The organism is Pseudomonadota bacterium (assembly GCA_018823135.1).
GTDB lineage: Bacteria > Desulfobacterota > Desulfobulbia > Desulfobulbales > CALZHT01 > JAHJJF01.
On sequence record JAHJJF010000016.1, the window covers coordinates 68,964 to 83,458 of the forward strand.

Sequence of the window (14,495 nt, forward strand, 5' to 3'; positions counted from 1 at the left end):
TCCATTTGATGCCACAATTTCTATTGCCTCTTTCGAGCAAATGGAGTTTGTTTTGTCGGGGTGCGGTGCTGTTGCCTTTTGGATGGTGAGAAGTCTGGGAAGCCGGAGAACCTGGGGAAGATGAAATTGCGATGAGTGATAATTTGCCGACATTACCGCAGGAAGCTATTCAGAACAGAATTTTCACAATACGCAACAGGCAGGTGATGGTAGATAGAGACCTGGCTGAATTATATGATGTTTCTACAAAAGTATTGAATCAGGCTGTTAAGCGTAATTTGCAGAGATTCCCGGATGCTTTCAGATTTCAATTAACTGAAAACGAAAAAACTGAACTGGTCACAAATTGTGACCGGTTCGAAAAACTTAAACATTCTTCAACCCCTCCCTGTGTTTTCTCCGAACAGGGAGTCGCTATGCTGTCAGCTGTATTACGCAGCGAAACAGCTGTCAATGTAAGTATACAGATAATGCAGGCATTTGTTGCAATGCGAAAATTTTTTGCACATGATGCAGCAATTTTTCAACGTCTTGAAAAAATTGAACGGAAGCAATTAGAAACCGATGAAAAGTTCGAGCAGGTTTTTAATGCTATAGAGAGTAAAGAAATTCAGCCTAAACAGGGAGTTTTCTTTGAGGGGCAGATATTTGACGCGTACAGATTCTTTTCCGATCTAATACGTACCGCTGGAAAATCAATTATTCTGATCGACAACTATATCGACGATACAGTTCTGACACTTTTCTCGAAACGGAAAAAAGATGTTCTTCTTACAATCATAACAAAAACAGTATCAAGACGACTGAAACTGGATATTAAAAAATTCAATGAACAATACCCGCCAGTTTCAGTAAAAGAATTCGGGTGTTCGCATGACCGTTTTTTGATTATTGATGATTCCATCATCTACCACGTCGGCGCTTCCCTGAAAGATTTGGGGAAAAAATGGTTCGCGTTTTCGAAGATGGAGATCGGGGCAGTGGACATGCTTGGTAAGCTGGAGAGTATGGTGAAGGTGGAAGAGTGAGAGAGGCGACACAGGCAGATAGATTCTCAAACCATTGAATACGAGGGTACAAAAAATCATGTCTGCTTGAACATGAACAGCGATCGCATTCCTCTCGGCACGGAGGGTCCTTGCTTTTCTTCTGCGGGCCGCTTCAATCGATTCGAGTTTTCGTTCAAGAGAACATCCCCCCCAAGAGATTATAGTCGGAGCAGGAAACAGGGTATGAAGTATATTTCTCAAGATAAAATCCCGGTGATCGATCTTTTTGCCGGGCCGGGTGGGCTGGCGGAAGGGTTTTCAGCCTTTCAGGCCAAAGGCAGGGATGTGTTCAATATATGCCTTTCCGTTGAAAAGGACCACTTCGCCCACCGCACCTTGGAACTGCGAAGCTTTTTCCGGCAGTTTTCGCAAGGACATTTCCGTGTACCGATCCGTGTAAGACTTGAAGAGTTGAGATAATGGCAAAGGCCGTTCTGACAACCAAGGTTGATCCCTCCTATGATGACCTGCCGGAGGAACGCTATCATTTTCCTCATACTTATTTACGGCAAATGGAGCAAGCAGTCGGCGACTGGATAATCTATTACGAGCCGCGACGCTCAACCGGCGACTTATCAAGCCACGGCGGGAGGCAGTCATACTTTGCCATTGCCCGCATCTTGCGGATTGAACAAGATTACCACCTTGCAAATCATTATTATGCCTTTATCTCGGATTACCTTGAATTTGACCATCCGGTTCCATTCAAAGCAGGGCAGCATTATTTTGAGAGCATTCTACAAAAGGACGACGGCAAAACCAATAAAGGAGCATTTGGCCGCGCCGTTCGATTAATTCCCGACAGAGAATATGACCTTATTCTCCAAGCAGGGTTTACAAAAGTCTTGGAAGCCACGGCATACGACTTTCAATTGCAGCCTGGACTTGCTTATTCACTTGGTGAAGAGCCTCCGCCCTACGAACGTTCTATTATTGAAAGTGTGGTTGCCAGGCCATTTCGCGATGCTGCTTTTGCCGTAACGGTCAAGGAAGTTTATCACGATACCTGCGCCATGACCGGCCTGAAGATCATTAACGGCGGCGGCCGCGCTGAAGTGCAGGCAGCCCATATTCAGCCGGTTTCAAAAAACGGACCCGATTCCATCAGGAACGGCATGGCCCTGTCTGGCACTGTTCACTGGATGTTTGATCGCGGACTTCTTTCGATTGATGATGATTTTTCCATTCTCATTGCCAAAGATCGTTTGCCGGATACCGCCCTGCGTCTGATAAATGAAAACCGGCGGCTGATTCTGCCGCAACGCACGGACATGAGACCGCATAAACATTATCTCAACTATCACCGGGAGAATATTTTTAAAGGGTGATTCGGAATGAAAAGGGAAAATGATCTATCTTGGATTTTGTAACGGTGGGCACTCATGCGAACCACAAATTTTGGCACATGATGTGAGAATGAATTGAATGACAAAAATTAAGACTGGTGGCAAGAAGACTATATTCCCTCTCGGTCCCCACCCACTTCCACCGCACCCTTGTGGCATTCATCTAACTGCCACGGATCAAAACACTGAGAACGATGTTCCGCATAGAGTGCTCCAAGATGAACATTTGCAACCTGCGGAGTTCTCTGCCGCAATGGCGCAATGGATCGTGAATCACCACCTTAGCCCCGAAGCCATCGAGCGAGATAGAATGCGTTGTGAAGCTTTGGCGAGACAGGGTCTTATCGACCCTGTCCAGCGCTTCCCTATTAACTTGAGCACACAGAAAGGAAACTGGGCAGAGATATTGCTCGCTGAATATGTTTCCGCATCATGTGCTGTTAATGTGCCAGTGTATCGTCTTCGTTACAACCCTAACGTGGATCAGTCAATGAAGGGGGACGATGTACTTGCATTTGATCTTGATTCTAACCCTGTTCGTGTTTTAGTCGGTGAAGCTAAGTTTAGATCGACTCCTTCAAAAGCTGTAGTTGAGGAGCTTGTTGACGCACTGGTTAGATCCCACTCTGCTAATATACCTGCATCTCTGCAGTTTGTTGCTGATCGCTTATTTGATTCAGGGAACGACGAGTTGGGTGCGAAGGTCATGGCTTGCAATGTCCTGTTTGCTCAGGGACGCCTACAATTGGATTATGTTGGCTTACTCGTAAGCACAAGGGATGCTCATCGTCACATGGAGAGGAACGCTAAATTAAATGTGCACCGTCTTGCTGTAATATCGCTCGGGTTATCAGACCCCGAGGGGATTGTGACTGCATCCTATGCCAGGGTTGGTGAATACGTATGAGTCTCTCCGTCCAGAACGCTCAGATTATGCTGGAGTCAATGCGCACAAGGAGAATCCAAAATATCGTAGCACAATCTAAGGCCAAGCAGGTCTTAAGAGAGGTACGCGAAGACCCCGCAAACTTCCCAAATTTTGAATCAGACCTTGATGATCGGGTCACGTTTATTGCTTATGGGCTATTGGCCGCCGGTTGCAGCCTGGTTGAACGGAATGCAACAGCCGAAGGCCATGTGGAGTTGCAGGCCGCCGCAGATATACTTGAATCGGCACACAGCACAGAGATTGCGACCAATCAAGCAAGTGCGATGCACTGTCTAATTGGTGCTATGGCTTTCTATGCTTGCGGCCAATACTCTAGGGCATTTGTACTAATCAAAAACATAGAAGCGATCACGCCTTCGGCTGGAATCATTGCTTCATTTTTACGGAAGGATAGAACACACCTAATCGACAAATTAAATGAGGTATTGCTTGCTCCAGTTCCGGTCTTTTACGAAAAAAATCAGTTCGACGATTGGGCTATAACAATATGTGTGGCTCGCTCATTATCAATAGCGACGGAACACGCTATCTCCGGCCAAGCCGAAATTCTCGCGATTGCGGATACGACCCTTTGTGACGCAATGACAATCAGCGAAGGAGCTTCACATCCGGCCTTTTGGTGGCTTGCTCGTCTGTTGCGGTTGATGCTCAAGGACTATGCTAGCGGGTCTTTGTGGACTGTACTGCCACCTTTCTTTGAGCCGGATGGCAAGGCACAGGTGGACAGTTATGTGAAGCTCCTTGCTTTCCAAAAGCCACCAGTGATTGAGTTGTGGCCGTCTCAGACAGTAGCTTTACAGCTTGCTCTAAATCCGCAGAATCTAGGTGGTGTAATCAACCTCCGAACCAGCGCAGGAAAAACCAGAGTCGCAGAACTGGCGATCCTCCACACACTACGGGCTGATCCAACCGCAAAGGTTCTATATCTCGCACCGTTCCGGTCGCTCGCATTCGAATTGGAGAGAACCTTCAGCAAGACCCTGGCACCATTGGGATATTCCGTTTCGCACCTTTATGGTGGGTCACGTTTCAGTGGTGTGGATCGTGAGCTGTTTAATGAGGGCCATATCACCATCGCCACCCCCGAAAAAACCAAAGCTATGCTGCGGGCTTCACCTGAACTTTTGGAGCAAGTAAAACTTGTTGTAATCGATGAAGGCCATCTTCTAGGGGAAAATGAACGGAATGTTCGAAACGAAATGTTCCTCGAACACTTACGCCTTTTGGCTCGCGTACGTGGCGCAAGAATACTGTTACTTTCGGCTGTCCTACCAAACGCCGAGGACTTGGCAGCTTGGGTCGGTGGAACCCCTGATGCTTTGGTGAAATCGAGTTGGAAGCCATCAGCCGAGAGACGAGGAATTCTTCAATGGAGAAAAACAGGTGTCACAATTGAATGGTTAGGGGAGGAACGTAGTTTTAATCCACATTTTATCGAGTTCAAGAAGGTGCCTCATGTGACACCCAAAGGAACAATTAAATCACGCGTCTTTCCTATGAACAAAACGGAGGCCGTTGCGGCAACAGCCACTCGACTTGCAACACTTGGTCCTGTTTTGATCTTCGCTGGACAAGCTCAGTGGGTGCCGTCAATGGTACGAGCGGTGATGCTTTCTCTCGGTCCTGAAGCACCGGTTCACGAGTGGCCTGATACAGAATGGCGGCTTCTTGATGCAGTTTGCAGAGAAGAGCTTGGCGATAATTCGTTGGAAATCTCAGCAGCACGTCTGGGAGTCGTGTGCCACAGCAATAAACTACCTCCACAGGTTCGGATTGCCTTAGAAAAGCTTATGGCAAAGCATCCTCCAAGGATAATTGTCGCAACTACGACGCTGGGACAAGGAGTGAACATAGGTATCTCCTCCGTTATCGTTGCTACAACTTTCATCGGTGCTAACTTGCAGATCAGTAAACGTGATTTTTGGAATATTTGCGGACGTGCTGGCAGAGCGTTTGTAGATGGTGAAGGCAAGATTCTGTTCGCAATTGACGGAACCCGTAGCGCTTGGAACGTTCGAAACGATGAGGCAACTGCTACAAACTATTTTGATATCGTTCATCTAGATCAGGTGGAGAGCGGTATACTTCAGGTGGTACAGTATATGCTCAAAATTGCCGCTGATGCTGGGATTCCATTCGCGATCCTATTGGAGATGGCAGCGAACGACAGCTTTGATCGATGCGGCGAAGAGAGAGTGAACGTGGAAGGAGTTATGGACTGGATTGACGATCAATTGTTGGCGTTGCATGTCGCATACAAGGGTGACGCCCTCGAGCTAAATGTCGACTGGGTGGATGATGCATTTCGAGATTCACTTGCGGCCATTCAAGAGAGAGCCAGGCGGGAACCTGCCCATGATGATCAATTGATAAACTTCTTGAAGGCTCGAGCTGCAGGTGTGCAACGGAAGGTTCCTTCGTCCGAGGCGCGGCGAGCCGTTATTTCCTCAGGTCTTCCCTTGTCGGTCGGTATTTTGGCATTCAATCAGTTGGATATATTTCGCGAAATGGTGGATCGCTGTTTAGCCTCTGGAACTGACGCCGACGCAATAGGCTTGTTGGTCATGGAGTTTGAGGCTTGGGCTCGTCAACATGCGAAGGTCATTGTCGAAGGGATGCCTGAACAGGAGCAGTTGGACAAAATTCGCCCTCAATGGCTCGGTGGGGGCTCATTGAGAATGATCGTCGAAACTTGTGGAGATGATGCCACGGGTATTTGCACCGGCCTTTATGGCTACCAGCTTCCTTGGCTTTTCCACGCGATTGCCCAGAAACTCAACAAGCTGGCCGAAGAGAATAGGGTTGAAACTCTTGCCAAGGTGGGCCTTCTCGTGGAACTCGGTTTACCAACAGAAGCTGCTGCCAAAGTCTTCTTGGCAGGAGTGCGATCCCGCGCAGCGGCCGTTGAGTTGAGCAGCTTTGTAAAAGATCCCGCTGCAAGTGTCTCGAGGATTCGAACGGCTTTGTTGGATCCTACCACAGTGAAAGCACTTTCAGCTTCGGTTTCAGCGTCGACTCTTGAATGGCTTCATCTTCTTTCGGCAGAGCATGGGAGTAAGGCGGTTCCACCTCCACAGTGTGCAAGATTCCGGTTGGAAGCACCCATTGAGGTGGAAACTCTACATGCGCGGCAACTGTCGCCGGGCAGCTCCATTGTTCTATGTTCGACCGATGCTCGGTTTAAGGTTGAAGTCAGAGCGACCGAACAATTGCCCTTCGGTAATTTTGTAAACGACCCGCGTTTCAACTTCGCTCGAGATGGAGACGTTTGGGTTCAACAGTGCCGAGACCCCCGCATTGATTGTTTAAGTATGGTGTAGGAAATTCCTGAGACATTTTCCTGAGTTTTTTATTCCTGCAGGGAGGATTGTTAGTCTGTCTGGGCGAATCAATGGTGAGAATTCCTGCAACAGCTTCCGCGAAACCCCAAAAATCCCATCAGGAAAACAGAGCATTTTCCGGTGAAGCGGCTGCAACGGCTCGATCGAGGAGTTGAAGATTGACTGACGAATATGCATTCGTTTAAGGGGGGGTATTGAAATGATAACTGAAGATCAGCATACCGAACATAAATCATTACGTACCGTTACAGGCAAAACAGCCGACTGGGGCGAGCTGGCCAAAGATTGTGTCTGTTTTGCCAATGCCAGGGGTGGCCGGATCATCATTGGTATCGAAGACGGGAAAGGAGAACCACCCGAAGGCCAGATTCTTCCGCCCAAACTTTTGGAAAAGATCGTCAAGCGTGTTGGCGAGTTGACCGTTAACGTGACGATAGCTCTGGAGGTGCTCTATGCCGACAAAGGTTCACAATGTCTTGAGCTTCGTATTGCCAGGGCGCATGCCCCTGCTTCGACCACTGACGGGCGCTATTACATGCGGATTGCCGATGACTGCAAGCCGCTCATCGGCAATGATATTCAACGTCTGCTTGATGAGCGGAGTTCCCAACCCTGGGAGACATTGACAACACTTCGAATAAGTCAGAGTCGCGTTGATTCTGGAAAGCTTGCTTCCTTTGTCGCTGGCATCCGGGCATCTGATCGAGTGAAGTCATCCGTGAAGGAAAAAACGAGCAGGAACTCCTGGAGCATTACATGCTGGCGGCTGACGATTTGCTCACAAATCTTGGTATTCTGTGCGTTGGCCGAAGGCAGGAGCGGGCAATGCTCGGTACTGCCCCTGTTGTACAGTTTCTGAAATACGATGAGCGCGCCCAAAGGGTCAACAAGCTGGTGTGGGATGATCACAGTCTTTCACCCATGGAATTGATCGAGGCGGTGTGGCAGAATATCCCGGATTTTCGTGAACAATATGAATTACCGTCCGGTCTTTTCCGGACCACTCTCCCTGTCTATGATGAAGTGGTTGTCCGAGAACTGCTGGTCAATGCCTTGGTGCATCGCCCCTATACACAGAGGGGCGATATTTTTTTGAACCTTCGTGTGGATGCTCTGGAAGTGGTTAATCCGGGATTGCTTCCGCTAGGGGTCACACCCCGTAATATTCTGCATACAACGGTGCGGCGCAATGAACATCTGGCCAGGGTATTTCACGACCTGAAGCTCATGGAAAGGGAGGGAAGCGGTTTTGACCGGATGTACGAAGTGCTTCTTTCCCAGGCCCGGCCGGTGCCGGAACTGCGTGAAGGTCCGGATCGAGTCGAGGTGGTTGTTCGTAAAAGGGTATTGAAGCCTGAAATTATCGAGTTTATCTCAAAAGCCGACCAGGCATGGCAGCTGAATCAGCGCGAACGGATCACTCTCGGATTGTTGGCTCAGCATGACAGCCTTACAGCCCGTGAATTGGCTGGGCAGCTTGAGCTTGGTGATATTGCAGGATTGTCAAGCTGGATGGGGCGGTTACAGAATTTTGGGGTAGTTAAGCAAAAAGGAAAAACACAGGCAACTCGTTACTTTGTTGACCCTGGACTGCTTCGCGAGTTGGATTTTTCCAGCGCTACGACACTCAGCCTGATAGAGCCCCACAGATTGAAAGCTCTTATTGTGGAAGATATTCGCAGGTACCCTGGATCAGCCATCAGTGATATACATTCCCGCACCGCTCCGGAGCTAGACCGTCATCGCGTCAAACGCGCCTTGGAAGCCCTGTCTGTCGAAGGGAGGGTTGTGATAACAGGTGAGAAGCGTTGGAGGAGGTATTCGGGTGCAGAGGAATAATTCTATCGAACAAAAATGGCTGAATATAAGATGGTTGTGTGATAGCAGCAATAGGAAAACCTTTTTAACATTTTGAAATAATAGCATTTTCTATTGAAAGCAATAGGCCTTTTCTGCTTGATAGAGTAAAGCAGATAGCCGAGTTCCGGGCCCGCCCTCTGATTTCTATATCACGCCCGGGAGTAGATAAAAAGAAAGATCCGGCAGGGAGGGTTGTTAGTCTGTCTGGGCAGATCAATGGTGAGAATTCCTGCAACAGCTTCCGCGAAACCCCAAAAATCCCATCGGCAAAAAGTATATCTATCCTGTGAAGCTGCTGCAGCTTAATCTGCAAACATTGTTCGTGCCCTGGACATCGGTCTGCTTTCGACCTGTATACTGTTTTTATTTTTCCTCTCAGATCGGCGGCGCAATAGTCACCAGGATCCGCAGGTCGGTGATGGCCCGGGCGCCGTGGGGTTCACTGATGTCCGAGATCAGGATGTCCCCTGGGTTGGCAGGCATTGCCGAATCTTTTCCAAGGAATTCGCCGGTACCTTCAAGGATCAGCATGCTCAGCTGTCCTTCAAGATTATGGGAGTGGATCGGAAACGTCTTGCCTGCCTTGATGTTGAAATTGATTATCTTGAACCAGGGCGAGTCGTGTACCAGGAATTTTTTGATGCCGCTGTCTTCAAAAACAGCGGTTTCGGAAAGGGATGTTTTTTTCATGGATGGACCTCCTTGAGGCTTTTGTAGTTTTTTTATATGCTCCCATTATAAGCGGAGTTTGCAAAGGAAATCCTTGATCCATGTCAAGTTGAGAAAAAAAGATTGTCGTTGGAAAGTCGGCGAGGCGGTATGACTGAGAAATTTTAAGGGGCGGTGATAATTCCAACCACAAGCTCGGCGGTGCGCACCATATCCTCAAGGTCGATATATTCATCCGTGGTGTGGACTTTTTTCATGCCGGTGCCGATGATTGCCGTTTCAATGCCGTAGCCGTTCAAGATGTTGGCGTCACTGCCGCCGCCGGTGCTGACCGGGGTGATGGTTCTGTTTATCGCCGAGGCCGCCTTCCGCACCCTTTTGATGACCTTGCTTTCAGGTGACAGTTGTAATACGGGATATTCCCGGGTTACGGTAATTTTTACAGAGGGTTTGCCGTCGACCTTGCCAGCAGGGTCCTTCCAGCCATCAACCGCGGCCTGAAAGGCATTTTCAATGGCAGCGGTATATCTCATAAGTTTTTCTTCGGAATGGCTCCGCGCCTCACCTTCAAGGCGGACAAGGGGCGGGACTATATTGGTTGCTTCACCCCCTGCAATAATCCCGAAATTTGCAGTACTTTCATGATCAAGACGGCCGAGTTTCATTGATGCAATTGCCTGGGCGGCGATCTGAATCGCGTTAATCCCCTGTTCCGGATTGAGTCCGGCGTGGGCCGCTTTTCCGGTTATCTCCACAGAAATTTTATTGGCGGTTGGGGCATTGATGATCACCTGATCAACACAATCCATATCAAGGGCGTAGCCGATCCTGGCCCGCAGTTTTGTATGATCCAGGGCCTTGGCGCCCAGCAGACCTGTTTCCTCACAGGTTGTGAAAACGAATTCCACGCAACCGTGGTCAAGGTTTTTTTCCTGGATAACTCGTATCGCTTCGATGAGAATGGCGATACCTGACTTATCGTCTCCGCCGAGCACGGTATCGCCGGCGCTGCTGAAACGCGAGCCATCACGTATTACCCTGACGCCCTTGCCGGGCTTGACCGTATCCATGTGACAATTGAACAGAACCGGCGGGTATTGGCTGCAGCCGCCATCAAAACGGACAATCAGGTTGCCGCATTCGGCGCCGGTTTGCGCTGCAGAGCCGTCTTCGTATATTTCAGTGGGGCCAAGTCCGGAAAAGATGTTTTTTAAAAAGGTCAGGACCGGGCCTTCCTGAGTAGAAGGGCTGTCGGTTTCACATAATTGCACGAAAATATCCGCAAGGCGTTCAGGATTGATTAGCATGTTTGTCACCGCTATTTTTGTTGTTTATGAAATGTCTTGTTGTAAGCCCGGGGCTTTTGGCGTATTTTTTTTATGTAGCACATTTAACCATACTAATGGAACCCGTATGAAAAAAACCATAATTTTTCTTATTCTTATCGGTGTTGCCATTTCCGGCTACCGGGCTTTTTTTTCCGGCTGGGAGATAAAAAATGTCGAACCGGTGGGAGATACCATTATCTGTTTCGGTGACAGCCTGACCTTTGGGACCGGCGCTGCCAAGGGCCTTGATTATCCGTCCCAGCTGGCGCAATTGCTTGGAAGAGAGGTGGTTAACGCCGGCATTCCCGGGGACACCACCGAAACTGCCCTTGCCAGGCTTGAGCAGGATGTGCTTTCCAAATCACCGGGGGTTGTCCTCATAACCCTTGGCGGCAACGACCTCCTGCAGGGAGTGGCAAAAGATACCGCTTTTGCTCGACTGAAAACCATAATTGAAACCATTCAAAATCAGCGAGTACTGGTGGTGGTCGGCGGTATCAGGTTCGCCTTTCTGGACCGGGGGTATGCTGATGGCTATGAAAAATTATGCAAGGAGACAGGCGCGGTTTTCATCCCTGACATTCTTGGCGGCATCAAGAACAAGCCCGAGCTCATGAGTGACAGGATTCACCCGAATGCCGCAGGCTACACCAAGGTGGCCCAACGATTTTATGATTCCATAAATAAGTATATATAGAAACGTATTAAGGAGAACAAAGATGAAACAGTCTCTGGGAGCCAAATCAATTCTGTATCCGAACCCGATACTCTGTGTTGCAACCTATGATAAAGAGGGAAAGGCCAATGTAATGACCGCGGCCTGGGGCGGCATCTGCTGTTCAAGTCCGCCGGCGGTTTCGGTATCACTTCGCAAGGCTACCTACTCTTACGGCAATATCGTAGAGCGCAAGGCCTTTACGATTAATGTTCCTTCAGAAAAATATGTAAAAGAGGTGGATTATTTCGGGATTGCAACCGGTGCCAAAGAAGACAAGTTTGCCAGAACCGGATTGACTCCAGTGCCGAGCGAACTGGTTGACGCCCCCTATATAGATGAATTTCCAATGATTATTGAATGCAAGCTGATCCATACTATTGAGATTGGCTTGCATACGCAATTTATCGGAGAAATTATCGATATCAAGGTTGATCAGGAGGTAATCGGCGAAAAGGGCCTCCCTTCCATTGAAAAGCTGAAGCCATTTCTTTTTGCAGCGCCTGAAAGGGCATATCACGGAATCGGCAAACACCTGGGACAGGCATTTTCCATAGGCAAAGAACTTATGGATTGAGTTCCCATTCAGGCCCTGCGCGGCTCAAAGGTTTTGCTTTCCTGCCGCAGGGAGTATCAATTTCGTTTGTATAAGAGGGAATATGAAAAAGGCATATCAAGGGTTATTCTGGTCCGGGCTGGTTTTTCCGGGGGCAGGGCAGTTAAGACTCGGGCGATTGCTAAGCGGCGCAGCATACATAACCGGTGCCCTGCTGGGCGTGGGGGGCATTATGTACAGCGCGCTGCAGAGAATCCCGTATATCCTGGAGCAACTGGGTCCGGACCTTGGGCAGGGAACCATTGATATCGAAAAAATCGTCAAACTCAGCGCCCAGTCGTCCAGGATCGGCAATTCACCGCTGGAGCGTCTCAGTCTGGCACTGATCGTCGGTTGCTGGGCGGTTTCCCTGGTTCACGCTTATTTTATCGGCAAGAGGCTCGACCTGGAAACGGCGCGGCTTGAAGGCAACGAGACTCCCAAAGCTTGAGGCGGATGCGTATTCCGATAACGACCGGTTAATCGGGACAGGGGGTAATTAAGTATCCGCCTTTCGAAATGCCCGTCAGTCATTGGAGCTTAATGGCTTCATCGGGGTTCAGGAGATAACTCCTTTCGTGTTCGCTCTCCAGTTCAGCGATTTTTTCAATAACCGTTTCTTCGGTGATTCCCAGCGTTTCAGCGAGCTGCGCGGTGTTATAACAGGGGGTGCCGTCCTCGGTGTACCCGGTTGGTTTGAGTTCCGGATAGCAATTTCGGGTCGCATGTCCGGATGCCTCAAGAAGCTTTTCCTTTATATCCTCGGGGCCATGGAGCAGGAGCCAGGTTACCGCTTCCGACCAGAGATCGCTGTCAACAGAAGGATTTTTCAGGACCTCCATGGCCATGTCCTGGTCCCATTCATTTTTAAATTCGCTCATAGCTGCATCTACTCCAAGTATTTATAAATTAATGAAAAAGGGGTTCTAAACTATTTTCAGCGTGGGCGCATAAAACAGCTGAGAATTCTTAAGAGTCATATTAAAAGTTATGGTCAAGAATGCATCCCAATTGTTGCAGAAAAGAGGAGTTGCTGTCAAGGGCGGCAAGAATTGAGTCAGGGGAAACAGGTTTCATTAAAAGCAACAAGGTCGTGTCGGTAGCTTTTTGTGTTTGCTTGAAATATTGCGCATGGTATCGGCGAGATAAAACAGGGATTGGAAGCAACCCGAAGGGGTAAGCGTGAAAAGGGAATTTATTTTTATCACTCTCCTGGCTGCGGCAGGCGCCATATCCGGGTATGCGGTAACAGCCATTTTGATGAGTATTTCCATGCCGACCCATGGACAAGCTCTTCTCAGTGTCACTGAACAGCAGGATTTTGAAAAGATGGCAACCATTGCTCAGTCGCTGCAGGCAACTATGACTGCGACGCTGATCATTGCCGGCCTGCTTGGGATTACGGCGCTGGGTTTTGCGGCGATCTTTTTAAATCCGCAGATCGTCAAAAAACATCAACGAAAAGGGTTGAGCATCGCTAAAATTGTGTCTGCCATCCTTATACTCATTGCGGTGGACTTCCTGTTTTCGCAGCTGGGAATCAGGCCCGGACCGGGTACATCGTATCTTGCAGTTTTTTCAACGGACGAGCTGCATTTTTCATTATCGGCACTCTGCCTTGTCAACGGGTTGTTCTATGGTCTGGCATGGTATGTTTTTGGAGAAACGGGCTGGCTGGGGGACTTGTCCTCATGGAAGCAGGGCGGCAGGGATTACTCGGCAAACCCGGGGGAATGCCTTCTGCTGGGCGGTGTTTTCGGCATTGCAATGACGCTGGTTGTGTATTTTTTTGAAATTTCATTTGAAAAATACTTCCTCCTGATCAGTGAAGTGCTTGATCAATCAAAGGAGACATCCTCGCTGGGATACACATACTTCAAGACCTTTCTTGTGGGGATGACGGCGGTTGTTTCAATGATCATCGCCGGGTTTATTGTTGCTTTGGCTCCGTCGAAGAAGGACATCTCGTATCGAAAGCGCTGGCTGGTTTTTCCCATGGTATTGTTTGCCGCGGTCAGCCTTTTGGCCTTTGTCTGCTATCGTCAGGCGGATGCAAAATATGATCTGGGCAAGGAAAGCCTGGCCGCCGCTGCGCACCTGGCGGAACAATCGCTGGAAAGTGCAACCGTCATTGTTTTTAATGATAAGCATGCAGGCAATGACTTTGTCGTGCAAGAGTGGCCGATGCAGGCAGAGGTCTATGGCTTTACAACCGTTAATACAATAGCTGCGACCAGGGAGAATATTAAACTTCTTGAGGACTACATCAATGCGCGCCCTGAGGGATCGGTGTTTAACTATGCTGCAGAGGAAGGAGTTTTTAAAATTTATCAAACATTGTGGGATGGTGCGGCAATTCTTGACCAGTTAAAACGGCTTGCGCCCAATACCTATCTGGCAAGAATGATCCTCCTCAGTCAATTGAGCCGTATGCCGGTCACCCCGGAGAACCTGGCTATTCTCGCGGAGTTCGCCGATGAAAATAAATATTCGGCTGGAGGGAATGCCGCAATCAAGCTGGCCGGTGCCTATTCGCATTTCGGAAAAGGTGATGAGGCCAGGAGTTGGTATGATAAAGGCATTGCCATGGGCGCCGATGACCATATCATTAATGAGGTGCAATTGCCTGATGAAACAAGGCTC

The 14,495-nt window shown here is 48.9% G+C and carries 12 protein-coding genes and 1 pseudogene; 10 read left to right on the forward strand and 3 right to left on the reverse strand.

All coding sequences use genetic code 11. From position 1 onward, the window contains the following. The first annotated feature begins 131 nt into the window (after nucleotides 1–131). The 6 genes and pseudogenes from KKE17_01370 (at nucleotide 132) to KKE17_01395 (ending at nucleotide 8,524) form a co-directional block, all read left to right on the forward strand. Nucleotides 132–1,028: an ORF6N domain-containing protein gene (locus tag KKE17_01370; GenBank protein MBU1708631.1), complete on the forward strand. Its 897-nt coding sequence runs from the start codon at nucleotides 132–134 to the stop codon at nucleotides 1,026–1,028. Between the two features lie 204 nt (nucleotides 1,029–1,232). Next, nucleotides 1,233–1,469: a DNA cytosine methyltransferase gene (locus tag KKE17_01375; protein ID MBU1708632.1), complete on the forward strand. Its 237-nt coding sequence runs from the start codon at nucleotides 1,233–1,235 to the stop codon at nucleotides 1,467–1,469. Next, nucleotides 1,469–2,377, forward strand: coding sequence for an HNH endonuclease (locus KKE17_01380; GenBank protein MBU1708633.1), 909 nt, complete (start codon nucleotides 1,469–1,471; stop codon nucleotides 2,375–2,377). Before KKE17_01375 ends, KKE17_01380 begins: the two co-directional genes overlap by 1 nt. A 97-nt stretch (nucleotides 2,378–2,474) precedes the next feature. Continuing rightward, a complete protein-coding gene (locus KKE17_01385; protein MBU1708634.1) occupies nucleotides 2,475–3,302 on the forward strand; it encodes a DUF1837 domain-containing protein in 828 nt (275 codons plus the stop codon). Then, entirely contained in the window at nucleotides 3,299–6,664 is a 3,366-nt protein-coding gene (locus KKE17_01390) for a DEAD/DEAH box helicase (protein ID MBU1708635.1), read from the forward strand. Before KKE17_01385 ends, KKE17_01390 begins: the two co-directional genes overlap by 4 nt. 220 nt (nucleotides 6,665–6,884) lie before the next feature. After that, nucleotides 6,885–8,524, forward strand: a pseudogene (locus tag KKE17_01395) (putative DNA binding domain-containing protein). 396 nt (nucleotides 8,525–8,920) lie between these two features. Here the strand turns inward: KKE17_01395 and KKE17_01400 are convergent. Together KKE17_01400 and KKE17_01405 are read right to left on the reverse strand one after the other, a co-directional pair. Then, entirely contained in the window at nucleotides 8,921–9,235 is a 315-nt protein-coding gene (locus KKE17_01400; protein MBU1708636.1) for a cupin, read from the reverse strand. 143 nt (nucleotides 9,236–9,378) lie between these two features. Then, nucleotides 9,379–10,521, reverse strand: a complete 1,143-nt coding sequence (locus KKE17_01405) for a M20/M25/M40 family metallo-hydrolase (GenBank protein ID MBU1708637.1) — start codon at nucleotides 10,519–10,521, stop codon at nucleotides 9,379–9,381. Between the two features lie 106 nt (nucleotides 10,522–10,627). On the opposite strand from KKE17_01405, the gene KKE17_01410 reads away from it, so the two are divergent. From KKE17_01410 to KKE17_01420, 3 genes are all read left to right on the forward strand, one after another. Then, nucleotides 10,628–11,239: an arylesterase gene (locus tag KKE17_01410; GenBank protein MBU1708638.1), complete on the forward strand. Its 612-nt coding sequence runs from the start codon at nucleotides 10,628–10,630 to the stop codon at nucleotides 11,237–11,239. Nucleotides 11,240–11,261: 22 nt separating this feature from the next. Continuing rightward, a complete protein-coding gene (locus tag KKE17_01415) occupies nucleotides 11,262–11,834 on the forward strand; it encodes a flavin reductase family protein (GenBank protein MBU1708639.1) in 573 nt (190 codons plus the stop codon). Between the two features lie 82 nt (nucleotides 11,835–11,916). Further along, nucleotides 11,917–12,303, forward strand: a complete 387-nt coding sequence (locus tag KKE17_01420; GenBank protein ID MBU1708640.1) for a hypothetical protein — start codon at nucleotides 11,917–11,919, stop codon at nucleotides 12,301–12,303. Nucleotides 12,304–12,382: 79 nt separating this feature from the next. On the opposite strand, the gene KKE17_01425 is transcribed toward KKE17_01420, so the two are convergent. Beyond that, nucleotides 12,383–12,733: a hypothetical protein gene (locus KKE17_01425; protein MBU1708641.1), complete on the reverse strand. Its 351-nt coding sequence runs from the start codon at nucleotides 12,731–12,733 to the stop codon at nucleotides 12,383–12,385. A gap of 301 nt (nucleotides 12,734–13,034) precedes the next feature. Here KKE17_01425 and KKE17_01430 point away from each other — a divergent pair. Continuing rightward, nucleotides 13,035–14,495 (forward strand): hypothetical protein (locus tag KKE17_01430; GenBank protein MBU1708642.1); only part of this gene is annotated, 1,461 nt, incomplete at its 3' end.

Bases quoted from the DNA above. Each gene is read 5' to 3' on its own strand.
- KKE17_01375 (MBU1708632.1), top strand. From the start codon at position 1,233: ATGAAGTATATTTCTCAAGATAAAATCCCGGTGATCGATCTTTTTGCC.
- KKE17_01390 (MBU1708635.1), top strand. From the start codon at position 3,299: ATGAGTCTCTCCGTCCAGAACGCTCAGATTATGCTGGAGTCAATGCGC.
- KKE17_01415 (MBU1708639.1), top strand. From the start codon at position 11,262: ATGAAACAGTCTCTGGGAGCCAAATCAATTCTGTATCCGAACCCGATA.
- KKE17_01385 (MBU1708634.1), top strand. From the start codon at position 2,475: ATGACAAAAATTAAGACTGGTGGCAAGAAGACTATATTCCCTCTCGGT.
- KKE17_01410 (MBU1708638.1), top strand. From the start codon at position 10,628: ATGAAAAAAACCATAATTTTTCTTATTCTTATCGGTGTTGCCATTTCC.
- KKE17_01400 (MBU1708636.1), bottom strand. From the start codon at position 9,235: ATGAAAAAAACATCCCTTTCCGAAACCGCTGTTTTTGAAGACAGCGGC.
- KKE17_01425 (MBU1708641.1), bottom strand. From the start codon at position 12,733: ATGAGCGAATTTAAAAATGAATGGGACCAGGACATGGCCATGGAGGTC.
- KKE17_01420 (MBU1708640.1), top strand. From the start codon at position 11,917: ATGAAAAAGGCATATCAAGGGTTATTCTGGTCCGGGCTGGTTTTTCCG.
- KKE17_01405 (MBU1708637.1), bottom strand. From the start codon at position 10,521: ATGCTAATCAATCCTGAACGCCTTGCGGATATTTTCGTGCAATTATGT.
- KKE17_01380 (MBU1708633.1), top strand. From the start codon at position 1,469: ATGGCAAAGGCCGTTCTGACAACCAAGGTTGATCCCTCCTATGATGAC.
- KKE17_01370 (MBU1708631.1), top strand. From the start codon at position 132: ATGAGTGATAATTTGCCGACATTACCGCAGGAAGCTATTCAGAACAGA.